Below are 24,523 nucleotides of genomic sequence, written 5' to 3'. Positions count from 1 at the left end.
GCCAGGAATCTTTCTTGCGTCATTAAGCCATTCGTTACTCATGATCGACTCTCCTCGTAATCCAAAACCTAACTCTAAGTATAGACTATGCTAGAAAAATTGCATTAAGGCGCGTCCGGTTATTAAATGGCGCCTCGATATGACAAGCCCCAATCCGCGGCCGAATATGATGTATGAATGGAAGGGCTGCTCGTCTCCGCCAAACGGTTGGCGCTACTCCAAGGAGACGATGGAAAAATTGGACCATGCCGGGCTGATCGCATATCCGAAGGGGGGCGGTCGGCCGCGCTATAAGAGATATCTTGATGATGACGGACAACCTCTTCAGAGCATTTGGGATGACATTTCGCCAGTGAACTCTCAGGCGAGCGAGCGTCTCGGCTATCCCACTCAAAAGCCCGTTCCCCTCGTGGAGCGCATCATCTCCGCCTCCTGCCCACCCAACGGCCTGGTCCTCGACTGCTTCCTCGGCTCCGGCACCACCGCCGAAGCCGCCGAACGCCTTGGCCGACGCTGGATCGGCATCGACAACGGCAAGTACGCCATCCACCTGGCCCGCAAGCGGCTGATCCAACTCCAGGGCCAGCCGCGCCCGCCGGCGAAGGAGCAATTCGACTACGTCGAATGCGAGGAGTGCGGGAACATCGAGCGTAAACCGAAGAAGCAACGCAGCCCCGGCCAGTATGCGGTGCGTCCCTTCTCGGTGGAGTCCATGGGCGTCTATCTGCGCGCCGAGGCCTGGCTGGATGCCGCCGGCCAGCCCGCCGCCTGGCGCCCGGAGATGATCCGGGTCTTCGGCGGCGAACCGGTCTCCGGTTTCAACCTGCTGCACGGACGCGACCACCGCGGCTGGATTCATGTGGGTCCGCTGGACGCCCCGGTGCCGCTGCGGCAGGCCTGGGGGATCGCGCGGGAAGCGGCGGAGACCGACACCCGCTACGTCACCATCCTGTCGGCGGACCTGGACACCTTGCCGCACCCGGAGCGCGAGGAAATCCGCGCGAAGACCAGCGTCCAGGTCACGCTGCGGATCATCCCCAGCGCGGCTATCGAGCAAGTGGCGCTACGCCTGCGCCGCGGATCGGCCGCCGACGGGGCCTTGGAGTCCATGGCGGTGCCGGCCTTCTACACACCGCTCGCGATTGGCCTCCGCGCCCAGGTCGACGGCCCGCTGGTGCAACTGCACCTGGAGCGTTGCGAGGTGGACGTGCAGAGCTTTCTGCTGAGCCAGCAACCGGCGCTCAAACCGATCACCGACCGGCTCACGGGTGCTCAGCGCAAGAAGGCACAGGCCGAACACGACCGCTGGCAGGCGCGCCGCGCGGTCCTGCTTGAGTGGCTGGAGCGGGCGACGACTTGGCAGCAGTTCGTCGACTTCTGGGCGGTGGACTGGGACTATGCGGACCACCCTGATACACATGGCGGCCCGGACGGCAAGCCGATCTTCGACACCGACTGGCAGAGCTTCCGCATCCGCCGCGGCAAGGGCCGGGTCGACCCGCTGGTGCTGACCGCCGAGTGCCGGTATGAACAGCCGGGCCGCTACCAGATCGCCGCCCGGGTGACGGATGTGTTCGGCAATGACGGGATCAGCATCGTGGACGTGGAGGTGGGGCGATGAGCGCCGAGAAACCCTCCTTGATGGAGCAGATCCGCGCGGCGGTCGACGCCTGGCGCGGCTCGCCGCTGGGCGGGGCCGGAGACGCCTGGACCGCGCCCGGCCGCTATGAACCGGTGCGGGCGCAGGAGCAGCCGGTCTCGGAAACGACGGCGATCCTGCTCCGTCACTGGTTCCGACCCCTGCCGCACGAACTGCCGAGCGCGGCGCCTGGGCTGGGCGGCGGTCTGGTGCGCTTCCGCTACTGGCCGCACCAGCGCCGATGCGTGGAGACCCTGATCTATCTGCACGAAGTACTGGGCATCCGCGGCGTGGATGGGCTCTACGACGCCTTCGCGGTCGAGCGGGACTTCACCGGGCAGGATCCCTGGCCCAAGCTGGGCGGCCAGCTTGCCACCGGCTCCGGCAAGACGCGGATCATGAGCCTGGTGATCGCCTGGTCCACGCTCAATGCACTGCGGGAGGGGCCGGCACACCTGGGGCTGGGGCCGCAGGTGCTGGCCATCGCGCCGGGGCTCTTCGTCAAGGAGCGGCTGCTGTTCGACTTCGCGCCGACCGACAGACCGAGCGTGTTCCGCGCGGACCCGGTGATCCCGCCCGCGCTGGAACCGGACTGGCACCTGCCGGTCTATGGCCCGGAGACGGTCCCGCAACGCCTGGACCCGAACGAGCCGGCGCTGGTGGTGACCAACATCCATCAACTGCTGCGGGTGGAGGAACCGCCGCCGCCCTGGTTGGCCACGGAGTCGCGCGGGGCGCGCCAGCAACGGCTGCTGTTCGAGACCCCGGAGCCCAAGCGGCTGGAGGCGGAGGGCACACCGCTGCTGACGCGGCTGCGCCGCGGGGCCGGGCTCCTGGTCATCAACGATGAGGCCCATCACGTTGGTGACGAGCCCGCGCATCAACGTTACGAGAAGACTGCCGCCAACCGGCGGGCGGTCGGCCTGGGCGGGGCTGACAATGATGCGATGGCCTGGGTCCGCAGTCTGCGCGCCCTGCACCAGCGTGCCGGGCTGGGGCTTCAGGTGGACCTCTCGGCCACCCTGTACGAGGAAGAAGGCGGGGCGAGCAAGGCCAAGTCCACCAAGGCGAAGACCCTGCGGCCGTTCCGCCATACGGTCATCGACTATCCGCTGCGGGAGGCGATTGCCGACGGCGTGGTGAAGCATCCGGTGCTGGAGCGGGTGCGGGTGACGGCCAAGGACGGCACCGCGGGCGAGGCGGTGCGCGCCAACCAGCCGGACGCCTGGCTCACCTACGAGCCGCTGCTGCGGGCCGGCATCGGCCGCTGGCAGCGGGTGCGCGACCAACTGCGCGCCGAGGGCGACGCGCGCAAGCCGATCCTGTTTCTGCTCTGCGCAGACCGTCACGAGGCGCAGGAGATCGCCAACGCGCTGACCTATGGCGAGGCGACCCGGGAAGATCTGAGCGGCACCCGCGCCGTCACCGGCTGGGTCGACCCGGACTCGGGCGAGCGGCTGTTCGTGGAGCAAGATGCGGCCGGAGTGCCCCGCTCCACCGTCATCCAGATCCACATCGGCGCCAAGGAGGAGCAGAACGAGGACGCTTGGCAGAAAGTCCGGGCGGCGGTCAACGCGGTGGACCAGGATGCAATCCGCGACCCAAGCGGCGCGCTGGACGAACACGGCGAGCCGCGCCTGCTGCCCAACCCCTACAACGTGGTCATCAGCGTGATGATGCTCAAAGAGGGTTGGGACGTGCGCAACGTCAAGGTCATCGTCCCGCTGCGCGCCTGCGACAGCCGCACCCTGACCGAGCAGACACTGGGGCGCGGCCTGCGGCGGATGCACCCGCTGGAGCTGGACGAGGACGGGGCGGTGCAGGCATCGAGGGAGGAACTGTATGTCATGCAGCACCCGAGTTTCGACGCCATCATCGAAGAGATCAAGGACATCGTGGAGGTGCGCGAGGCGGGGGAGACCGCCCATATACCCGAGTATTGTCGGATCGAGCCGCTCGCGTCGCCGGAGGAACGGGCGGTGCATGATGTGCGCTTCGTCTATTTCCTGGGCGAGCGGGAACGGGTGCAGGACTGGCGCGCGGGCTTCCAGGTCGCCGACCCGGCGGCGGCGGAGCGGCTGGATTGGGTGGAGTCATTCCAGGATCGCGAGGTGCAGACCTATCTGCGCGAGGCGATGGCCGCGGACGACGCGGACGGACAGCGTTTCACCCTGTCCGCCGCGCCCTCCTTCCGCGACTATGACCAAGTGATGGAGGTCGCCTACGCACTGCCTCTGCTGCGCGAGGTCCAAGCCGCCTTCGCCCACAAGAACGCGGTCAAGGCGGTGGTCAAGGACTTCCTGGAGCGGCGCACCTTCCGGCTGCCGATGGGGTTGCCGCTGTCGTTCGACCGGGCGATCGAGGCGGGACCGGAGAGCGGGCGTATCGCACTGTGCAATCTGCTGCGGCCGGAGGTGATCACCCAAGTCCGCGACGCCCTGCGCTCCGCGCTGCGCGAGGCGATCGCCGGCCGGCCGACCGAGCGGGTGGCCGAGCTCAGGGAGGTGCGCGCCGCGGACCTGGCGGCCTATCCCGCGCGCAAGCAACATGAATTGGAGCGCACCGAGCGCAGTTGCTTCGGCAACGGTGCCTTCGACAGTGCGGACGAACTGCGTTTCGCCGTCCTGGCCGACCGCTGCCCGGATGTGCTGGGGTGGCTCTACAACCATCGCCAGGGGGTGGGCCTACGCATCGAATACGACTGGCAGGGGCACCTGTCCCACTATTACCCGGACTTCATCCTGCGGGTGTGCTGGGTGAAACGGGTCCACAACCTGATCTGCGAGGTGAAGGGCCGCATGGACGAACGCGATGAGGCCAAGGCGCGGGCCGGGCGCCGCTATGCCGCACTGCTCACCGCTCACGACCCGGAGCCCTGGCACTATCTGTTGGTGCACGAAGACCCCAAGGTGGGCCGCACCGACCTGTCCTGGCTCGCTGACTTGGCGGCGCCGAGCATGGGGGCGCTGCTGCGTTATGTCGAGAGCATCATTTCTCGACGCCGCTGAGCGCCTGATCGAGCGTGTCGTCCAGCGCATGGAATCGAGCCGCAGCACCTATCGCAAACTCAACGAGATCGACCTGAGCCAGCTCATCACGGACCTGTTGGGCGAGTTGGTTCCCGCTTCAGCGGAGACCCGCCAGAACGGGCATGTGGACGTGACGATTTCGCACCCGCGGTGTCTGGGGTTCAAACACCTCACCGAATGCAAGATCTGGGACGGTCCGGCCTGGCACCGTGACGGGATGACTCAGCTTCTGGGCTACGCGACCGGCCGCGAGGGACGGGTCCTGTGTCTCGCCTTTTTCATCCGGCATAAGGGTATGGTCGTGCTGCTCAACCGCCTCCGCGAGCAGCTTGGACCCGAGGCGGTCCCCCCGGCACTCGGACCCGCAGAGGACCATCCGCTCCTGTCCGGGGCCTTCGTAACCCGACACCAGCACAGCAGCGGCGCCGAATTGCGAATCGTTCATCTGGGTTGCCATCTGTGGCAAGAAGGCAATGAGAGCCACTGACTCACCTTGGGCGCAGTCCCTTTTACAAAAGCGCACTGGACCGATCGCTCAACCCAGCAGGCCCGCCCCGCGGTAGGTCCACTGCCGGGACAGCGTGACCGACGGCAACTCGCCGAAGACCGCCCGGTAGTCCGCGGCGAAGCGGCCGAGCTGATAGAAACCAAAGGTCATGGCGATCGACGCCACCGTCTCATCCTTGCGGCTTGCCGCCAACAGGGCGCGGCGCACCCCATGCAGCCGCAGCCGGCGGATGAACTCCATCGGCGAGACCCCCAGCCGCTCCCGGAAGGCGTATTCCAGCGTGCGCTGACTGACGCCGGCCTGGATGCACAGGTCCGCGACGTTAAGATCATCAAGGTCGGCCGAGCGGATGGACTCAATCGCGAGATCGAAACCCCGTTGTCGTCGGTGCGTCACCTCCAACGGCGCCAGCGGGCTGCCTGGGCACAGGGTACGCAGCAGCCTATCCAGCAGGTCCTGTTCCAGAGCGGTCACGACAGCGGGATAGTCCAAGATCTGCGGCTCGGCATGGATCCGGTCCACCAGGCGCCGCAGCCAGGTTCCCAGCGCGCTCCGCTGCCGGGCGGAGGACGGCAGCACCCGGCTGGCCGCACAGCGTTCGATGGTCCAGGCCGCGACCGGATCGAGTTGGCTGCGCAGCCAGTCCAGCCGCGTCAGCGCGACAATCTGCTCCTGACCGGCATCCAGCACGACATCCAAGGACCCCGGCAAGGAGGCGGGAAGCCCGTGCTCGTGAAGTGCCGCCCCCCAGTAGCTCGATCGACCACCCAGACGGAACGGCACCGTGAAGCCGAGCATCCCGGCCGGAGTCCAGCCCTGAACATGCAGAGCGCAGCTGAAGGACTCCCGATAGATGAGCCAGTTGGGGGTAACCAGGATCCGCTTGATGTTCCGGAAAGGACCGCACCCGATGGGTGAGGCGAGCACCTCCCACGGGGGCGATGCCGCCTCCCAGACGCAGGGGTCGTCGATGTCCTGAAAGACGATGAAGGAGCTTGGTGCCGCGGCGGCCGTCCGCACGGCGGCAGGCGTTTGTCTCGATGTCTGCAACGGTTCTCCCCCGGTTGCGGAAAATGCATAGACCGCGCGCGACGCTTGCCCTACCGTTCACGTCAGTTTTAGATAACCATCGCCGCGGTGATGCCGATTCACCCACCTGGCTGGGCTGAGACGGGCCAGTCGCGGCTCGTCTCATCCTATCTCTTCAGCATTGATGTGAGAGAGAAAAACCTGCCCGACGATCACTCGCAGTTTTCTCTCCACACCATTGAGGCTAACAAGTTTGTAACACCATCTCAAAGTGACCGCGAAGCGATCACTTTAAGCAGTGTAGCAGATCAACCAAACCACCAAAGCGGAGCGGAGAATATCGATGGCGAACCTAAGCGAGCTAGTCGGCACCTTCATGCAGAACACGATGTCCCAGTCCGGCGGGGAGCGTATCGGCAACGTACTCAAAGACCTACAGGCCAATGTCGGGAACATGGTCGCAAGTGCCGGTGGAACGAGCGGCATCCTGAACGTAGACCTGCGACTGCCCGGCTGACACACCACGCGCTGACCCGCGGCTCAGCGCGATGGTTTCGATCTATTATTGTCGGCGCCCCTGCCGTCCGCGGCAGGCCGTGCTCCGCAGCGGACGCGCGCAGTCCTGCCACCTGGTTCTCAGGAGGCGTTTGGTGCGCAGTCCGTAACAATCCAACCCCGGGGGTTCATCATGGCGTTCAATCTCTTCAGCCTGTTACAAAACGAGTTCTCCAGTGACGTGATCGGCAAGATCGCGTCCTTTGTCGGCGAGACACCGGCCAAAACGCAGACCGCACTCACCGCTGCGGTTCCGGCCGTCATGTGCGCAGTCCACCAGAAGGTCGCGAACACGGGCGGGGCGGACGACCTGTTGGAGATGCTCCAGCGCGGCGGATTCGACGGCAAGACGATCGGGACTCCGGCCAACGTGGCCGGCACCCCGAGCGGGCTCGCGGACCTGGCCAAGCTTGGTGCGCCATTGGTCACGTCGCTCTTCGGGTCGCGAGTCTCGGGTCTGGTCGACTGGCTGGCGGGCGCCGCCGACATCGGCAAGTCGGCCGCGTCCTCGCTGCTCGGCCTCGCCGTGCCCTTCGTCCTCAACCTGATCGGCCGGCAGGCGAGCAGCAGCGGCGGGCTCAACGCCGCATCTGTCGCCGAACTGATCACGGGACCGGGGTCCTTCCTGGGCGACGCCGCGCCGCAGGGTCGCGCGGCGGCGCTCGGTGTCAGCCAGTTTGCCGAGGCACCGGCACGGGCCTATGGCGCGGCGGCGGATGCGGATGACGACACCTGGAAATGGGTCGTCCTCCCGGTGCTCGGGATGATCGCGCTCAGCGTCGCGACCGTCTGGTGGTTCGCGCATCAAGCCGAACCGGTTCACGGAACGACCGCCCCGCCGGTCGCAGTCACGACCACGCCGCCGGCAGTCGCCCCGGCACCCGCACCGACACCGAGTCCCGCCGCGGCGGCGTTGGTCAAACAGACGATCTGCGCCGGCCAAATGATCGAGGTCGGCGCCAATGGCGTCGAGTCGATGCTGATCGCATTCCTCGACGACAAGACCTCGGTCATCGGCCCGAACACCAGGTTCTCCTTCGATCGGATCGAGTTCGAGACCGATTCGGCCGCGCTCAAACCGTCCTCGCGCGCCCAGATCAAGAACATCGCCGAGATCATGAAGTGCTACCCGACCCTGGAGATGAAGATCGCCGGCCACACCGACAGCAAGGCCGATGACGCCTACAACCTGAAACTATCGCAAGAGCGCGCGGACAGCGCCCAGCGCGAACTCGTTGCCCTCGGCGTCGCCCCGTCGCGCTTAGCGGCGCAAGGCTACGGTGAAGAGTTCCCCATTGCCGATAACGACACCGAGGAAGGGCGCGCGCGCAATCGGCGCACCGACATCGTTGTCACGAAGAAATAGCCGCGCCAGTCCGAGTATAGCCGTCGGACGAGATAACCGGACGTAGGGGCGGGTTGCAAACCCGCCCCCTACACCAGGGATCCGTCTGGATATCAGAGGTACAAAGGCTAGATAACTTTGCGAACGCCAACCTGGCCCCCGAGTGGTCCGTAAACCTGACCGTTAAGTCCGTATTCCCAATTTAATGTCCCATCCGGAGTCCAGCCCATGAAGCGATCCCTTCCCGGTCTGCTCGCCATCGCGGCGCTGCTGATCCACTTTCCCGGTCTTGCCGCGACGGAAACCCCGGCGCCAGCGCCGGCCAAGCCCAACATCCTCGTCATCATGGGCGACGACATCGGCTGGATGAACGTCTCGTCCTATGGCGCCGACATCATGGGGGTGGCCACACCCAACATCGACCGCATCGGGCGCGAAGGGCTGCGGCTCGGCGCCTTCTACGCCCAACCGAGTTGCACGGCCGGGCGGGCGGCCTTCATCACCGGCCAGTTGCCGGTGCGCACCGGGTTGACGACAGTGGGCACGCCGGGCTCCCCCGCCGGGCTCAAGGCCGAGGACATCACACTGGCCGAGATCCTCAAGACCAAGGGCTACGCCACGGCTCAGTTCGGCAAGAACCACCTGGGCGACCTGGACGAGCACCTGCCCTGCCGGCATGGCTTTGACGAGTTCTGGGGCAACCTCTATCACCTGAACGCCAACGAGGACCTGGAGGACCCTGATCGGCCGACCAACCCCGAATTCCTGGCCAAGTTCAACCCGCGCGGCATCGTCTCCTGTACCGCCGGCGGGCCGGCCGCGGACGAGGGGCCGCTGACCATCGAGCGCATGAAGACCTTCGACGATGAAGTGGCCGCCAAGTCAGTCGCCTTCCTGGAGCGTCGCGCCCAGGACGGCACGCCCTTCTTCCTGTGGCACAACGCCACCCGCCAGCATGTCTTCATCCACCTGAAGCCCGAATCCCAGGGCCAGTCCCGCGCCGGCCGCGAGGATATCTACGGCCAGGGTCTCAAGGAGCACGACGGACACGTTGGGGAACTCCTCGCCAAGCTCGATGAGACGGGCCTCACCAAGAACACCATCGTCATCTACACCACCGATAACGGCGCTTATCAATACATGTGGCCCGAGGGCGGCACCTCGCCCTTCCGCGGGGATAAGGGCACCACCTGGGAGGGCGGCGTGCGCGTGCCCTTCCTGGCGCGCTGGCCGGGGGCGCCGGCAGGACGGGTGAGTGGCGAGATCGTCGATATGACCGACCTGCTGCCGACCCTGGCGGCGGCGGCCGGCGAGGCCGATGTGGTCGCGAAGCTCAAGGCGGGCGAGACCTACGGCGGCCACAGCTACAAGGTGCATCTCGACGGCTTCGACCAGACCGCCTTCTTCACGGGCCAGACTGACAAGTCGGCGCGCAATTTCATCTTCTACTACGACGAGGGCACCCTGACCGCGATCCGTTACAACCAGTTCAAGGTCACCTTCTCGGCCAAGCTGGACGGCCATTGGGACGATCCGCTGGTCAACCTGGGACGCCCCGTGATCGACAATCTGCTGATGGACCCCTTCGAGCGGCAGTGGAGCGATCTGAATCGGCAGTATGCAGAGCACAAGGCCTGGGTGTTGACACCCATGGTCGGCGTCGTCGAACAGCACTTCGCGAGCTTCAGGGACTTCCCCATCCGGCAGGTCGGACTCTCCGCGCAGTTCGGCAAGACCATTGAGGGCATCCAATCGCAATTGCTCAAGATGCAGCAGGCGAATTAGGCCAGGCCGGAGCAACTCAAGATGGAAAATCCTTTGCCTTGCGTCTGCCGACGCACCGCGCCGACCTTGGCGCTGGTGCAGGCAATCGCCCTGGGAGGCCCGGCCGCCGTGCTCGCCGCGGAGGGCGGGACCGGACACTATCTGCCTGGCGGCATGGCGACCCTGATCGACCTGCCGCCGACCAAGCCCGGCTGGGTCGTGGAGCCGATCTATCTGAATTACGAAGGCACGGCATCAAAGTCTAAAACCATCCCCATCGCCGGGACTCTGACCGCAGGCCTCGCGGCGACCAGCGACGCCCTCCTACTCGGCGGTCTTTATACCTTCGAGCAGACCCCGCTGGGCGCCCACTACAGCCTCGGCGCCTATCTGCCCTATGTCTGGGTCAGCGTCGATGCGGACCTCGACACCCCGCTCGGCACCGTTCGGCGGCGCGACCGCGCCGCCGGGATCGGCGATCTGACGCTGATCCCCGCCATGCTGGCCTGGAAGACGGGGTTCTGGCAACTGAGCGCCTCGCTCCCGGTCTACGCCCCCACCGGCGACTACCAGCAGGGCCGACTGGCCAACCCCGGCCTCAACTACTGGACTTTCGACCCGACGCTGGGCGCCTCCTACAACAACGACAAGAGCGGGCTCAATGCCGCGCTCTACCTGGGGATCGGCATCAACACCGAGAACCCCGACACCGACTACCGCAGCGGCTCCACCCTGCACCTGGACGGCAGCATCCAGCAATTGCTGCCGGTCGGACCGGGCTTCGTCGGTATCGGCGCGGAAGCCTTTTACCTGGATCAGGTGACCGCCGACAGCGGGCGGGGCGCACGCCTCGGCGACTTCCAGGGCCGTACCGCCGGCATCGGCCCGGTGCTGACCTATATCCTGCCGCGCGGCAAGGACACCTTGGTCGCGGAGCTGCGCTGGCTGCCTGAGTTGGAGGTGCACAACCGACTGGAGGGCGACTACGTCTGGCTGAAGGTCGTCTACCAGTTTTGAGGCGGCAGTGGACTCAGACCCGAGTACCGAATGACCCTTAACCCACCACTATGAGAGAAAACGGAGACCACATGATGAAGCGCACGACCCTACTCGGCTTGACCTTGTTGATCGCGGCCGGTACCGCCTGCGCCGGCGTCCTCGACCCGGAATGCACCGCGCAGAAGGCGGCCAAGGGCGCGGCGGCCAAGGCGACCGTCGGTGTCGGCGGGCGCTGCTCGCCCGCCGAGGCGGCGAAGGACACTGCCAAGCGCGCCACCGGTATTGAGGACAAGGGAACGCTCAAACCAGGGGCCGATACTGAAAAAGGCGCGGCGAAAAAGACCGCGAAGTGATTCAGCTTGCAAGGTCCACGGCGCGGACGCTGGGCCTGCCGGCGACTCCGCCCACCCGAATCAACTCACCCAGCCGACTTCAGGACCAGCCCATGAAACCCCGTGCCTTAGCCGCTTGCGCCCTCGTCTGGCTCGGCCTGATCGCCGTGCCGCTCGCCCAGGCCGCAGCCGATACTCCGCCCGCAACCGTCGGTAAACCCAACATCGTCATGATCCTGGCCGACGACCTCGGCAACGCCGACCTCGGCTATCGCGGCAGCGACATCCGCACGCCAAACATCGACGCCCTGGCGAAGCAAGGCGTGCAGTTGGAGAACTTCCACGGCATGCCGGTGTGCACCCCCGCCCGCGCCGCCCTGATGACCGGCCGCTACCCCATGCGCCAGGGCCTCCAGACCCTGGTGATCTTCCCCAACCACAAGTACGGCCTGCCCACCGATGAGCGGACCCTACCCCAGGCGCTCAAGGATGCCGGCTACGCGACCTACATGGTCGGCAAATGGCACCTGGGCCATGCCGACCAGAAATTCTGGCCGCAGAATCGCGGCTTCGATCACTTCTACGGCAACACCGTCGGCGAGGTCGACTACTTCACCCACAAGCGCTCCGGCATCATCGATTGGCAGCGCGATGGCACCTTCATCTACGAGGAGGGCTATTATCTGGACCTGATCGGCAATGAGGCGGTCAAGATCATCGAACACCAGGATCCCAAGCAGCCGTTCTTCCTCTACTTTGCCTCGCTCGCGCCCCATGCGCCCTATCAGGCGCCCAAGGCCGAGGAAGACCGCTATGCCGACACCATCGCCGACCCGACACGCCGCACCTACGCGGCCATGATCTCCTCACTCGACGTGCAGGTCGGACGGATTGTCGCCGCACTGGACAAGCGCGGTTTGCGCGACAGCACCTTGATCATCTTCTCCAGCGATAACGGCGGACCCCGCAGCGCGGTCGTTGCCAGCGGTGCCCACTCCCCGGAGGAACGCGCCGAGAGCGGCGTCACCCAGGACGTGCTGCCGGCCAGCAACGGCGCACTGCGCGGCGGCAAGGGCAGCCTGTATGAGGGTGGGGTGCGGGTTCCGACCATCTTCAACTGGCCGGCCCGGCTCCAGCCGCGGGTGGTCGACGAGCCCCTGCACATGGTCGACATCATGCCCACCGCCCTGGCCCTGGCCGGCGCCCCCGCCAACCCCGCCGACAAGCCGCTCGACGGCAAAGACATCTGGACGACCGTCGCCACGGGACAGGCGTCGCCGCACGACGACATCCTGGTCAACGTTGAGGCTTTTCGCGGCTCCGTCATCAAGGGCAAATGGAAGCTGGTCAAGGTCGCGCTACTGCCGGGGAAGACCGAATTGTTTGACCTGAGCGCCGACCCCAGCGAAAAGAACAACCTCGCCGAACAGCACCCGGAGGTCGTCCGTGACCTAGAGGACCGCCTGATCGCCTATGCCAAGCAGCAGAAGATGAGCGAGTGGATGAAGGCACAGCCGGACTATCTGGGCGCCCAGGGGCAGACCCTGTTCGACCCGGACTTCGACATCGACGACGGCGGGATGCCGCACCTGAAGCCGGTGCTGCCCCAGCCCTGAGCCAGTCCCACCATGCCCCCTCTCCGCGACCAGACCGACCGCATCCTGGCTGAACTGCTCGCCGCGCTACGTCGCGAAGCATCCAACGCGGCCGACCCCGCGGGCGTGGTCCATGACCTGGAAGTCCATCAGATTGAACTGGAACTTCAGAACCGGGAACTGCGCCGCACGCAGCAGGCGCTGGAAGAATCCCGCGACCGCTACGTGGACCTGTACGACCATGCGCCAGTGGCCTACGCCACACTCACCCGCGAGGGGCGGATCACCCAACTGAACCTGACCGCGGCCCAGTTGTTGGGGGTCGAGCGAACGCGAGCGGAGGGCCTGTTCTTGGGAGCACGGCTGGCCCCCGGGGACGGCCGCGTCCTGCTCAGCAGCCTCGGGCGGGTGCTGTCGACCGGCGAGGAGGAGTCCCGTGAGGTCGGTTTAGTCCGTCCGCCGGCAACCCGGCGCGACCTGCGCCTGACCATCCGTCGCGAGACCCCGCGCCCGGCCGAAGCGACTCCGCCCACGTGTCGGGTGATCCTCTCGGACATCACCGAAATCATGCAGGCGCGCGCCGCGCTCCTCGCTGAGCGGCATTTCCTCCAGTCGGTCGTCGACGGGGTCAGCGATCCCATCGTCGTCATCGGCACCGATTGCCGGCTCCTGCTGATGAATCAGGCGGCACGGCAGGCAGCGAACATGTCGGCCGAAGGCCGCTGCGGGCTGACCTGCGGCCGCGACACCCGCTGCGACAGTGCGGAACATCCCTGCCCGGTGCCGCAAATGCTGGCCGGCGGGCTACCAGTGAAGGTGGTCCATCGCGACCTGCGGGCGGACGGACGGACCCATTGGATCGAGGTCATCGGCTCGCGGCTGCTCAGCCGCACGGGCGAGGTGCTGGGCGTGATCGAGTCCTCGCGCGACATCACAGAGCACCTGGACCTGACTGCCCAGCTCCAAGCGCGTGAACGGCAACTGGCGCATCTCGCCGAGCACGACCCACTGACTGATCTGCCCAACCGCCTCGTATTCGCCGACCGCCTGCACCAGGCGCTACGCCACGCGCACCGCGAGCACCACAAGGTCGCTCTGCTGTTCGTCGATCTGGACCGCTTCAAATTGATCAACGACAACCTGGGACATTCCGTCGGCGACCTGATCCTGCAGGAAGCCGCCCGGCGCATGCGCGCCATGGTGCGGGAGGGCGATACGGTCGCCCGCTTGGGGGGCGATGAGTTCACCGTGATCCTGGGGGCCTTGACGCAGGGCAGCGACGCCGGACTGATCGCCCATCAGCTGGTCTTGGCCTTCCGGGAGCCGTTCGAGGTTGCCGACCGGCGGCTCTATGTCACCGCGAGTATTGGCATCTGCCTCTACCCCGATGATGGCGACGACGTGGAGGTCCTGGTCAACAACGCCGATGCGGCCATGTATCGCGCCAAAGAGCAGGGCCGTGACACCTTCCGCTTCTACACCGAGGCGATGACGGCACAGGCCCTGGCCCTGGTCTCGCTGGAGACCGACCTGCGCCAGGCACTGGCTCGCGGGCAGTTCGTACTCCACTACCAATCCCAAGTCGAGCTCGCGACCGGTCGCCTCGTCGGCTGCGAGGCCCTGATCCGTTGGCAACACCCGGCGCTTGGGTTAGTCGAACCAGGGCGCTTCATCCCCCTGGCGGAGTCCATCGGGCTCATCGTCCCGCTCAGCGCCTGGGTGGTACGCACTGCCGCCACGCAGATGAAGGCCTGGCAGGATCAGGGACTGCTGACGGATGCCGCCGTCTGGGTCAACCTGTCGGGCCGTGACACCCAAAACCCAAACCTGGCCGCAACCATTGCGGGCATCTGTGGCGAGGTGGGTATGACCCCCGGCGGCCTGGCGGTGGAGATCACCGAAACCTGGATCATGACCAACCCGGACTTGGCAGCCGCAACGATTCAGCGCCTGCAAGCCTTGGGAATCGCGGTCGGCATCGACGATTTCGGTATTGGTTATGCGTCCTTGGCCACCCTCAACCGGTTGGCAGTGAGCGCGATCAAGATCGATCGCTCCTGCGTCGCCGGCTTGCCGGCGAACATTAACGGCTGTGCCCTCACCCGCGCGGTGATCGCGCTCGGCCGGACACTGGGGTTGCGTGTGGTCGCCGAAGGAGTCGAGACGCAGGCCCAGGCGGACTTTCTCAAGGCCGAGGGGTGCGGTATCGGCCAGGGTTACCTGTTCAGCCAGCCGCTACCGGCCGCGGCGTTTGCGGACTACGTGCGTTGCGTGACCCCGGAGCCGTTATAGCTGTCGGACGTGATAGCCGGACGTAGGGGCGGGTTTTAAACCCGCCCCTACACGAGCGTCTGTTCGGATATCAGGTACGAAGGCGATATAGCAGCGCATCGTTATCGTTCAAGCAAGCGCCGACGCCGCCTGTCCGGCAGCAGGGCGAGACCAAACTGAACCTCGAATCGTGATCGAGATTGCGAACCAGCACTTGGGCCATGGATGACCTCCTCAAGACGACAGATGCTATCACGATAGCAACGATCGGATGCCCAGGCACGTAGTCGGCAAGGGTCTGCAGCGGCAGCCAGCGCCCAGTGGTGCGCCAGCCTTGCGCCAAACGCATAGACAGGCCCCAAAGCAGTCGGCTAAGTTGGCTGTCACACTGGGCCGAAATCCACTGACCCGCAGTTGCCGGAGATGCGAAAGCGATGAAGACCAAGTCCCTTCTGCTAGCCGCCCTGTGCGGCCTCGTACCCCCTGCGACCCAGGCGGCAACCCCGAGCGCGACCCCCGACGACGGCTCGGTGCTGCCCTTCCCGCCGACCCCCTCGGCCAGCATCGCCGGCCCGACCCTGCAGGAGTCGACGATGGTCCGCCGGGCGGCACCGAACCACCTGCCCGCCGATGCGCCCAACATCCTCATCATCCTGCTCGATGACGTGGGCTTTGGTCTGGCGGACACCTACGGCGGCCCCATCCATACGCCGACCCTCTCGCGTATCGCCAACGCCGGCATCAGTTACAACGCCTTTCACACCACCGCGATCTGCTCGCCGACGCGGGCGGCGCTGCTGACCGGGCGCAACCATCAGCGGGTGGGGTCCGGCACCATCGCCGAACGGGCGGTCGACTGGGACGGTTACACCGGCGAGATCCCCCGGACCTCGGCCACACTCGCAAAGGTGTTGGGGGACTATGGCTATGCGACCGCCGCCTTCGGCAAATGGCACAACACGCCCGCCACCCAGACCACGGCCATGGGTCCATTCACCCTCTGGCCGACCGGCGAGGGCATCGGTTTCGACTATTTCTATGGTTTTCTGGCCGGTGAGACCTCCCAATGGGAGCCGCGTCTAGTCGAGAACTTCAATCCGATTGAACCGCCCCACGATGCACGCTACCACCTGAGTGAGGACCTGGCGAATCAGACCATCACCTGGCTGCGTAAACACCGCGCCTTTGCCCCCGACAAGCCCTTCTTCGTGTATTGGGCGCCGGGAGCGGGACACGGTCCGCACCACATCTTCAAGGAGTGGGCGGACAAGTATCAAGGTCAATTCGACAACGGCTGGGATCAACTGCGCGAACGGACCTTCGCGCAACAGCAGGCGCTCGGTTGGATTCCCGCGGAGACGCAACTCACCCCGCGAGCGGAGACTATGCCGGCTTGGGAGAGCATCCCCGAGTCCGAGCGGCCATTCCAGCGGCGGCTGATGGAGGTCTTCGCCGGGTTTGTGGAGCACGTCGACACCCAGGCCGGCAAGGTCATCGACGAACTGGAGCGCCTGGGCGTGCGCGATAACACCATCATTTTCTACGTCTTCGGCGACAACGGATCGAGCGCCGAGGGACAGCAAGGAAGCATCAGCGAACTGCTGGCGCAGAACCAGATCCCCAACACCATTGCGCAGCAACGCGCGGCGCTGGATCAGCTCGGCGGCCTGGACGCACTCGGCGGCCCCAAGGTGGACAACATCTATCACGCCGGCTGGGCCTGGGCGGGCGACACGCCATTTCAGCACACCAAGCTGATCGCATCGCACTTCGGCGGGACGCGCAATCCGCTGGCCGTCTCCTGGCCGGCGCGCATCCAGCCCGATCGAACGCCGCGGCCCCAATTCCACCATGTCAATGACATTGCGCCAACACTCTATGACATCCTGCACATCCAACCGCCAAAGGTAGTGGACGGCTTTGCGCAAGACCCGATCGACGGCACCAGCATGGCGTACACCTTTGGGGACGCCAAGGCACCCGGCCGCAAGCTCACCCAGTATTTCGACAATAACGGCAGCCGCGGCCTCTATCAGGACGGCTGGTACGCCTGCACCTTCGGCCCGCTGACACCCTGGCTCACCGTCAGTCCTGGGCTCGCGACCTGGGACGCGAATCAGGACTCCTGGGAGCTTTACAACCTCGCCGCCGATTTCTCACAGGCCGCAAACCTGGCCGCGCAGGAACCCCAGCGGCTTGGAGCGATGAAGGCACTGTTCCTCGAACAAGCACAGGAGAACCAGGTCTTCCCCATCGGCGCGGGGATCTGGCTGCGCCTCCACCCCGAGGACCGCATCAAGACACCCTATACACGCTGGCAATTCGACTCGACCACGACACGCATGCCGGAATTTACGGCGCCGGGTCTCGGCCGCGAGAGCAATCATGTCAGCATCGACGCCGCCCTTGGACCGGACGCATCAGGTGTGCTCTACGCCTTGGGCGGTGCCTCCGGGGGCCTCGCCCTGTACCTGGACCGGGGCGTCCTCGTCTACGAGTACAACATGATGATCATCGAGCGCTATACGGCACGCTCACAGGAAAAGCTCCCGGCTGGACCACATCGGATCGAAGTCGACACGACGATTGCCAAGCCCGGCGCCCCGGCGGAGGTGGTGCTCAGCGTCGACGGTCAGGAGGTCGCCCGGACCACGGTCAAGCGCACCGTCCCGGCCGCCTTCACGGCAAGCGAGACACTCGATGTAGGTACCGACCTGGGCTCACCGGTTTCGCTCGACTATTTCGATCGACGGCCCTTTGCCTTCGACGGAACCATCGACTCGGTCGAAGTCGTTCTGAAGTAATGGATTAGGAGACCGGCCAGACGTCGGAATGCCGACCAACCCATGAAGCACGAGGCAGAAGTGTGACGGCCATCACAACTCCATCACAGGACTGGGCTAAGATTAAATACATCGTTATGGCACATGCCAGAGCATCCAATGAACGACACGACTGACAGCACTGAACGCACGCGCGCCGCCATGATTGAAGAGGCCCTGGCGCTGCTGCACCTCATCGACTCGGAGCGGGACAACGAAGACATCAACGAGAGTCCGCAGACCCGTGGGGCCCGCTTACTGCTGCAGGCAAAGGCGCGGCAGTTGGTCGCCACGATGATCGCGGAATTGCAGGCGCCGACAGGGGAACAGCCGCCAGCCGCGTGCTTCGCGGCGGCGGCCTGAATCCTGAGTGATCAAGGGCCCGCGTCGAGCACCAGCACGATCAATTCCTTGGGTCCATGCACACCGTAGGTAAGGGTCTGCTCGATATCGGCGGACTTGGACGGGCCGGTGATCAGCAGGGCGTTGGTCGGCAACCCCTGCGCCCAGCCTTGGACGTCCAGCAATTCAGCAAAGGTACTAAAGATGGTACCGGCATCCAGCAAGACGACATGGATCGGCGGCACCAGTGAGAGCAGCCGGGGCTCATCGCGATCCGGCCACAGCACCAGGGTCCCGGTCTCGGCAATCGCGCCGCGGCAGCCGGTGACGCCCGCCTGGACCTGATCGAACAGTTCACCCCGCCAGCGCTCGATCGGCTCCGCGTAAGGTTGCAGCCGGATGGCGGCCGGCACGGGCCAGGCACCTTGCAGCTCAGCCGCGACGGGGCCACCGGCACCGCACAGCAGATCCGTCACTCCCCGCTGGTGCAACAGGTCGTGCAGAACCAGCGGCCAGTCCGCGCCGACCCGCTGCACTTGGCCGTGGACCGCCTCCAGTCGCTCCTGGAAACGTGCCAGCCGTTCTCTTGAGTCCCAATCGAAACGGCGGACAGCGAACGTGGCTGCCGCACTGACCGCGGGCGGCGGGGCCGCCCGCAAGCGCGTGAGAATTCCTGCCTTTGCATCGGTCATGATCACCATCCTCCGGATAATAAGGCGATTTCCGACAATTTGGATACCGGTAAGTTAGGTGCGACTTCAGTCGCACCTAAGATCCGAGCCGATGGTGGGTGGTATCCGGTGTTCCGGCCATGGAAGGAACATCAGCCGCCCCGGACAATGAATGGCCCCGTGGGAGCGGCGTCCCGCCGCGATGCGGTGCCGCGGTGATCTCGAACGCTGCGGTGTCACGCCCGACCCCATCGCGGCGGGACGCCGCTCCCACAGGGTCGACCTTGATCACGGTTCCGGCCACGGAACATCGTAGGGTGGACAAGCGCAGCGCAGTCAACCAGCGGCGGCGCGGGATTCGGTGGACTGCGCTAGCGCTTGTCCACTACGGCCGGAACGATGATGAAGGCCACAAATTACATCGCTTCTCCGATTACGACAACGATGATGTTCGTGTTTAGCTTGGTTCTTGTTTCGTTACCAGGGCGATTGCCGGAAATCACCTAAGCCACCGCCAGTGGACGCGGCAGCTCCACGGATTCGGCATGGGGCGCCGGACGGCCGAGATAATAGCCCTGGGCACAGTCGACCCCAAGCTCGCTCAGGACGGCGTAGATTTCGGCGTTCTCCACATATTCCGCAATCACCCGCTTCCCCATGCCGTGAGCCATGTCGGTGATCGCCTTGACGAAAATCCGGTCCTCCCGGTTGGTTGCGAGGTCACGGACAAAGGCGCCGTCGATCTTGACGTCGTCGACCGGAAGCTTGCGCAGATAGGCGTAGGAGGCGTAACCGGTACCGAAGTCATCCAGAGCGAAGCGACAACCAAGTTGCCGGATGCCCTGCATCAACTCGGTCGCCCTGGCGATACTCCCCACCGCGGCGGTTTCGGTGACCTCAAAGGTCAAGCGCGTCGGCGTCACCCGGTGCCCCGTCAGCAAGCGCTCGATATCAGGCAGCAGCGAATCGTCGTCCATGGCGCTCCCGGACAGATTGATCGCCAGTCGCAGGCGCGGGTCCCGACCGAGCAACGTGACGGCGTGCGCCAAGACCCAATGATCGATGGCCCGAATCTGACCGGTTTTCTCCGCGATCGGGATAAAGCGATCCGGATAAACCAACTCGCCGCGCGGGTCGCGCATACGCAGCAGGGCTTCCCAGTGCTGCACGATCCCGCTCGCGATATCGACGATCGGCTGGAAGTGCAGTTCGAAGCGGTCCTCCCGCAGGCCCTCGGCGATTTTGTCCCGCCAGGTGACGCGGGCGTCCGCCTGCTCGCGCGCGCGGTCGTCGGCGGAGAACAGGTGCCAGCGTCCGCGACCCTTCTCCTTCGCCTGGAACATGGCGAGATCCGCATTCGCCAGGAGTTCATGCGCATCCTGACCCTGATCGGGAAACAGGGCAATCCCGATACTGGCGGTGACCCGGTGGACGCGGACATGCTCACGCACAATGATGGATCGCACCGCGGCCTGGATGCGTTCCGCGTACTCCAGGGCGGTGTCGGCGTTGCATTCCGGAAGCACCAAAGCAAACTCGTCCCCACCCAGGCGCGCCAGGATGTCGCTCGGATGCGCCAATTTGCCCAACTGGTCACCGACGCGCTGCAACATCAGATCGCCGACCTGGTGCCCGCTCAGATCATTCACATCCTTGAACTGGTCCAGATCGAGAAACAGCAGGGCACCGCGGTGACCGAAACGCAATGCCGCATCCAGTACACGGCTGAAGTCATCGTTGAAACGCCGCCGGTTGAACAAACGCGTCAAAGGATCGTGGTCGGCCAACCACACCAACCGCGCTTCCGCCTCTTCCCGATCGCGTTGCAGCAGTTCCATCCGATCGGTCAGCGCCTGGGCGGTCTCGCTGAGTTGATCCAGTTCGTCCTTCGGGGCCAGCCGGCCGCCAACCGGGGGCAACCGTGCCCGCAGCTCCCGATACCGGTTATCGGCCAGGAGCGGCAAGGCGACCGCGATCCGCTGCAGCCGTCCGACCGAGGATTGGGCGACCCAGAAGAGCAGCGAGCCGGACAAGATCAACCCACCCAAACCGAGCAGGATACTGATGCGGGTCGCCGCCTGGATCGCCTGGCGCTCGGCCGTCACGTCGTTCACCAGGAGCGCGCTGATACCGGGGGCCAAGGCATCGACACGGAAGACCTCGAACCAGTGGCCGCCAAGCTCACCGAGCACGGGCTGGCCCCCACCCGCAACTCCGCTCGGTGCGGCGACCAGGTCGGCGGCGATGGCGTGAATGATCGGTTCGGTCCGGCTCGGGTGGGTCATCGCCGGATAACGGACCGCGGTACTCATGTCCGCGGAGTCCGTGGCCGCGCCGGTGAAGACGGCCACCTCGGCTCCGGTCAGGGCATTGAAGGCAAGCAAGGCATCGGCCAGGGAGCGCCCAAGCACCAATATCCCGCCGGTCTCGCCCTCCCAGAGAATCGGCGCGGCCAGGAACTGGAGGCACTCGGGCCGACACATGAACAGACGCGCGACGCCCTCGTCAGCACCCCGCAGTCCGGCAAACAGCGCGGCGTCCGGTACCTGGGCATCCGCCGGCCAGATCAGCACGGGCACGCCGGCCGGATTGATCCAGAGCACCAAACGAATATCCCATTCCAATCCCAGCAAGGCCCCTTCGCTTTCGAGCCCGCGCGCCAAGCGCGCGCCGAAGTCCCGGCCGCCAGGGGTATCGGCCGGAGCATTCTGACCCAGGGTCCGCACCACGCTCACCAGGCGGGTCATCTCCTCGTAGTTGTTCTCCAACAAACCAAGCAATTGGCGAACCTGGTTCGCCCGGACACCCGATTGCTGGAGTTCGAACTGAGCGAGCGATTGGTGGTAGGCCATGAGCGCGAGCGCGCCATTGACGAGCAAGAGGATCAGCGACAGTGCGATCAACGCCTGCCAGCGCAGGCTCAGAAACCCCAACCTCGGTCGGTCCCGCCCCACGATTGCGGTCAGCGGGCAGCGGGTGGCGACTGGCGCCGCCAATCCTTCACCAACCTGGACGGGGCATGTTCGCGGTTGCGCAGCGCATTGATGCGCGGATATCGTTCGTGGTCAGATATAGACATAACGTGTTTGCCGATGTCCCCGCAGACCCGTGGGTCCAACTGTTGACGAAGTCGTCGAACGCGGCGAGCGACCCGCCGCGGACCGGCAGTGCACCGCCCACGGACTCTGGATGCTGGAAGCTGGAAGCTGGAAGCTGGAAGCTGGAAGCTGGAAGCTGGAAGCTGGAAGCTGGCCGCTGCAACCAGCAGGCAGCCCAAGTTTCCCGGCGCATCCACGCGACACTGACGCAAGGGTGTTCAGGATAGCCGGGAATGGCTTTCGCGAATAGTGGATTCAGAAGATGCCGCGGATGACGGAACCATTGCAAGCGCCCCCGGAAGCAGCTAGGGTTGCGACGCCCAAAACGAAGACGCCTCGCACCGCGCTGAGGCCATGTTCTGACCACCGGAGGAAAAAAGCGATGGGTTACCAAGCTATCTATGACCGCTGCATCAACGACCCCAATGGCTTCTGGGCGGAAGCCGCCGGCCTGATCGACTGGATCCGGCCCTGGGAACGCGTGCTGGACGATTCCCGCCCCCCCTTCTACCGCTGGTTCAGCGGGGCGGAACTCAACACCTGCTACAACGCCGTCGACCGCCACGTGGCGACCCGCGGCGACCAGCCGGCGATCATCCACGACAGCCCGGTGACCAACTCCAAGGAGGTCATCACCTATCGTCAGCTGCAGGACCGGGTGTCCCACTTCGCGGGGGCGCTACGCGACCTCGGGGTCACCAAGGGCGACCGGGTCATCATCTACATGCCGATGGTTCCCGAGGCGGTGATCGCCATGCTCGGCTGCGCCCGCATCGGCGCGATCCACTCCGTGGTGTTCGGCGGTTTCTCCTCCCTGGAGCTGGCCACCCGCATCAATGACGCCAAGCCGAAGGTCATGGTGGCCGGCTCCTGCGGCATCGAAACCACCCGCGTCATCCAGTACAAGCCGCTGCTCGACGAAGCGATCAACCTGGCGGCTCACAAGCCCGACCACTGCATCATCTACCAGCGCCCGCAAGGACCCGGGATCCTGGTCGAAGGCCGCGACATCGGCTGGGCCGAGGCGGTGGCGGCGGCGCAACCCGCCGACTGCGTCCCGGTGGCGGCGACCGATCCGCTCTACATTCTCTATACCTCGGGAACCACCGGGGTGCCCAAGGGCGTGGTACGCGACAACGGCGGACACGCGGTGGCGCTGGCCTGGAGCATGGGCAACGTCTACGGCGTGAAACCCGGTGAGGTCTACTGGGCGGCCTCCGACGTGGGCTGGGTCGTGGGCCACTCCTACATCGTCTACGCCCCTTTGTTGATGGGCTGCACCACCATCGTCTACGAGGGCAAGCCGGTCGGCACCCCGGATGCCGGCGCCTTCTGGCGCGTCGTCGAGGAACACAAGGTTTCGGTGCTCTTCACGGCCCCGACCGCGTTTCGCGCCATCAAGCGTGACGACCCCAACGCGGAATACGTCAAGAAATACGACATCAGCAGCCTGCGGACGCTGTTCCTGGCCGGCGAGCGCTGCGATCCCGATACCCTGGGCTGGGCCGAGCGGATCCTGAAGGTTCCGGTGATCGACCACTGGTGGCAGACCGAGACCGGTTGGGCCATCGCCGCCAACTGCATGGGGATCGAGCAACTGCCGGTGAAGCCGGGCTCGCCCACCCGGGCCGTTCCCGGCTATGCCGTCGAGGTGCTGGATGAGAACGGAGAGCCGGTCAAGCCCGGTGACATCGGCCGGATCATGATCAAGCTGCCGCTGCCGCCCGCCTGTCTGCCCACCCTGTGGGGCAACGAGGAGCGCTACTTCCAGTCCTACCTCGCCATCCAGCCGGGCTATTACCTGTCCGGTGACGCGGGCTATATCGACGAGGACGGCTACATCTTCGTGATGAGCCGCATCGACGACATCATCAATGTCGCCGGCCACCGCCTGTCCACCGGCGGCATGGAGGCCGTGCTGGCCGGGCATCAGGATGTCGCCGAGTGCGCGGTGATCGGTGCCGCGGACCAGCTCAAGGGCGAGTTACCGCTCGGTCTGGTCGTGCTCAAGTCCGGAGTGACGCGAGATCACGCGGTCATCCAGAAGGAACTGGTGAGCAAGGTCCGTGACGAGATCGGCCCGGTGGCCGCCTTCAAGACCGTGGTCATCGTGCCGCGCCTGCCCAAGACCCGCTCCGGCAAGACCCTGCGCGGCACCATGAAGAGCATCGCCGACGGCAAGGAGTACAAGGCGCCCGCCACCATCGACGATCCGGCCATTCTGGACGAGATCGAGGCCGCACTGGCGGCTATCGGCTACGCCAAGCACGGCTGATCCGTCCCGCCTGGAACCGCTCACCGGCGGGATGTGCCCGCCGGTGAGCCGCCTCAAACACCAACGCATCGCGCTGCAAAGCGCGATCAGCGTCCCGTCGCCAGCCGCATCAGCTCGGCAAGTGACCGCAAACGTCACGCACAAACCAAACCCGTGGGAGCGGCCTCCGGCCGCGATGCGGTGCCGGGCTGAACACCCATGGTCGAGATCGCGTGCGGCCCCATCGCGGCCGGAGGCCGCTCCCACGGG

At 65.6% G+C, this 24,523-nt stretch carries 16 protein-coding genes; 13 read left to right on the top strand and 3 right to left on the bottom strand.

The annotated features are described in order from the left end of the window. The first annotated feature begins 139 nt into the window (after nt 1-139). From QZY03_RS31030 to QZY03_RS31020, 3 genes are read left to right on the top strand one after another with little or no spacing between them, the layout of a single operon-like run. A complete protein-coding gene (locus QZY03_RS31030) occupies nt 140-1,621 on the top strand; it encodes a site-specific DNA-methyltransferase (RefSeq protein ID WP_363169935.1) in 1,482 nt (493 codons plus the stop codon). After that, a complete protein-coding gene (locus QZY03_RS31025; RefSeq protein ID WP_295588111.1) occupies nt 1,618-4,647 on the top strand; it encodes a DEAD/DEAH box helicase in 3,030 nt (1,009 codons plus the stop codon). Before QZY03_RS31030 ends, QZY03_RS31025 begins: the two co-directional genes overlap by 4 nt. Beyond that, a complete protein-coding gene (locus tag QZY03_RS31020) occupies nt 4,616-5,155 on the top strand; it encodes a hypothetical protein (protein WP_295588108.1) in 540 nt (179 codons plus the stop codon). The genes QZY03_RS31025 and QZY03_RS31020 overlap by 32 nt, the downstream gene beginning before the upstream one ends. Before the next feature lie 48 nt (nt 5,156-5,203). On the opposite strand, the gene QZY03_RS31015 is transcribed toward QZY03_RS31020, so the two are convergent. Then, complete coding sequence (locus QZY03_RS31015) at nt 5,204-6,226, bottom strand: helix-turn-helix domain-containing protein (RefSeq protein WP_295588105.1); 1,023 nt, start codon at nt 6,224-6,226, stop codon at nt 5,204-5,206. Nucleotides 6,227-6,548: 322 nt separating this feature from the next. Between QZY03_RS31015 and QZY03_RS31010 the strand changes: the two genes are divergently transcribed. The 9 genes from QZY03_RS31010 (at nt 6,549) to QZY03_RS30970 (ending at nt 18,251) form a co-directional block, all read left to right on the top strand. Continuing rightward, nucleotides 6,549-6,722, top strand: a complete 174-nt coding sequence (locus QZY03_RS31010) for a hypothetical protein (RefSeq protein WP_295588103.1) — start codon at nt 6,549-6,551, stop codon at nt 6,720-6,722. Between the two features lie 171 nt (nt 6,723-6,893). Further along, on the top strand, nt 6,894-8,126 hold the full coding sequence (locus tag QZY03_RS31005) for an OmpA family protein (protein WP_295588099.1): 1,233 nt from the start codon (nt 6,894-6,896) through the stop codon (nt 8,124-8,126). Nucleotides 8,127-8,333: 207 nt separating this feature from the next. Beyond that, on the top strand, nt 8,334-9,890 hold the full coding sequence (locus tag QZY03_RS31000) for an arylsulfatase (protein WP_295588097.1): 1,557 nt from the start codon (nt 8,334-8,336) through the stop codon (nt 9,888-9,890). Nucleotides 9,891-9,911: 21 nt separating this feature from the next. Beyond that, nucleotides 9,912-10,886, top strand: a complete 975-nt coding sequence (locus QZY03_RS30995) for a transporter (protein ID WP_295588094.1) — start codon at nt 9,912-9,914, stop codon at nt 10,884-10,886. A 71-nt stretch (nt 10,887-10,957) separates the two neighbouring features. Further along, the gene (locus QZY03_RS30990) at nt 10,958-11,221 is read left to right on the top strand and encodes a hypothetical protein (RefSeq protein ID WP_295588091.1); all 264 of its coding nucleotides are present in this window, start codon (nt 10,958-10,960) and stop codon (nt 11,219-11,221) included. 92 nt (nt 11,222-11,313) lie between these two features. After that, the gene (locus QZY03_RS30985) at nt 11,314-12,816 is read left to right on the top strand and encodes an arylsulfatase (protein ID WP_295588089.1); all 1,503 of its coding nucleotides are present in this window, start codon (nt 11,314-11,316) and stop codon (nt 12,814-12,816) included. A 12-nt stretch (nt 12,817-12,828) separates the two neighbouring features. Next, complete coding sequence (locus QZY03_RS30980) at nt 12,829-15,087, top strand: EAL domain-containing protein (RefSeq protein ID WP_295588087.1); 2,259 nt, start codon at nt 12,829-12,831, stop codon at nt 15,085-15,087. Nucleotides 15,088-15,500: 413 nt separating this feature from the next. Beyond that, nucleotides 15,501-17,870: an arylsulfatase gene (locus QZY03_RS30975; RefSeq protein ID WP_295588084.1), complete on the top strand. Its 2,370-nt coding sequence runs from the start codon at nt 15,501-15,503 to the stop codon at nt 17,868-17,870. Nucleotides 17,871-18,008: 138 nt separating this feature from the next. Beyond that, nucleotides 18,009-18,251, top strand: a complete 243-nt coding sequence (locus tag QZY03_RS30970; protein WP_295588082.1) for a hypothetical protein — start codon at nt 18,009-18,011, stop codon at nt 18,249-18,251. Between the two features lie 11 nt (nt 18,252-18,262). Here QZY03_RS30970 and QZY03_RS30965 read toward each other — a convergent pair whose 3' ends face one another. Then, a complete protein-coding gene (locus QZY03_RS30965; RefSeq protein ID WP_295588080.1) occupies nt 18,263-18,922 on the bottom strand; it encodes a lactate utilization protein in 660 nt (219 codons plus the stop codon). A 482-nt stretch (nt 18,923-19,404) separates the two neighbouring features. Further along, the gene (locus QZY03_RS30960; protein WP_295588078.1) at nt 19,405-21,834 is read right to left on the bottom strand and encodes an EAL domain-containing protein; all 2,430 of its coding nucleotides are present in this window, start codon (nt 21,832-21,834) and stop codon (nt 19,405-19,407) included. Between the two features lie 427 nt (nt 21,835-22,261). Here QZY03_RS30960 and QZY03_RS30955 point away from each other — a divergent pair, with 427 nt between their 5' ends. Beyond that, complete coding sequence (locus tag QZY03_RS30955) at nt 22,262-24,274, top strand: propionyl-CoA synthetase (RefSeq protein ID WP_363169115.1); 2,013 nt, start codon at nt 22,262-22,264, stop codon at nt 24,272-24,274. Nucleotides 24,275-24,523 lie beyond the last annotated feature (249 nt).

It is taken from the genome of uncultured Lamprocystis sp. (assembly GCF_903933125.1).
In the GTDB taxonomy this organism is placed as follows: Bacteria; Pseudomonadota; Gammaproteobacteria; order Chromatiales; family Chromatiaceae; genus Thiodictyon.
The sequence above is the reverse complement of the archived record's forward strand: the minus strand, read 5'-3'. Positions and strand labels throughout refer to the sequence as shown.

Excerpts from the sequence above, each read along its gene's own strand:
- QZY03_RS30975 (WP_295588084.1), top strand. The coding sequence starts at position 15,501 with ATGAAGACCAAGTCCCTTCTGCTAGCCGCCCTGTGCGGCCTCGTACCC.
- QZY03_RS30990 (WP_295588091.1), top strand. The coding sequence starts at position 10,958 with ATGATGAAGCGCACGACCCTACTCGGCTTGACCTTGTTGATCGCGGCC.
- QZY03_RS31000 (WP_295588097.1), top strand. The coding sequence starts at position 8,334 with ATGAAGCGATCCCTTCCCGGTCTGCTCGCCATCGCGGCGCTGCTGATC.
- QZY03_RS31020 (WP_295588108.1), top strand. The coding sequence starts at position 4,616 with ATGTCGAGAGCATCATTTCTCGACGCCGCTGAGCGCCTGATCGAGCGT.
- QZY03_RS30980 (WP_295588087.1), top strand. The coding sequence starts at position 12,829 with ATGCCCCCTCTCCGCGACCAGACCGACCGCATCCTGGCTGAACTGCTC.
- QZY03_RS31010 (WP_295588103.1), top strand. The coding sequence starts at position 6,549 with ATGGCGAACCTAAGCGAGCTAGTCGGCACCTTCATGCAGAACACGATG.
- QZY03_RS30970 (WP_295588082.1), top strand. The coding sequence starts at position 18,009 with ATGAACGACACGACTGACAGCACTGAACGCACGCGCGCCGCCATGATT.
- QZY03_RS30965 (WP_295588080.1), bottom strand. The coding sequence starts at position 18,922 with ATGACCGATGCAAAGGCAGGAATTCTCACGCGCTTGCGGGCGGCCCCG.
- QZY03_RS30955 (WP_363169115.1), top strand. The coding sequence starts at position 22,262 with ATGCCGCGGATGACGGAACCATTGCAAGCGCCCCCGGAAGCAGCTAGG.
- QZY03_RS31030 (WP_363169935.1), top strand. The coding sequence starts at position 140 with ATGACAAGCCCCAATCCGCGGCCGAATATGATGTATGAATGGAAGGGC.
- QZY03_RS30995 (WP_295588094.1), top strand. The coding sequence starts at position 9,912 with ATGGAAAATCCTTTGCCTTGCGTCTGCCGACGCACCGCGCCGACCTTG.
- QZY03_RS31025 (WP_295588111.1), top strand. The coding sequence starts at position 1,618 with ATGAGCGCCGAGAAACCCTCCTTGATGGAGCAGATCCGCGCGGCGGTC.
- QZY03_RS31005 (WP_295588099.1), top strand. The coding sequence starts at position 6,894 with ATGGCGTTCAATCTCTTCAGCCTGTTACAAAACGAGTTCTCCAGTGAC.
- QZY03_RS30985 (WP_295588089.1), top strand. The coding sequence starts at position 11,314 with ATGAAACCCCGTGCCTTAGCCGCTTGCGCCCTCGTCTGGCTCGGCCTG.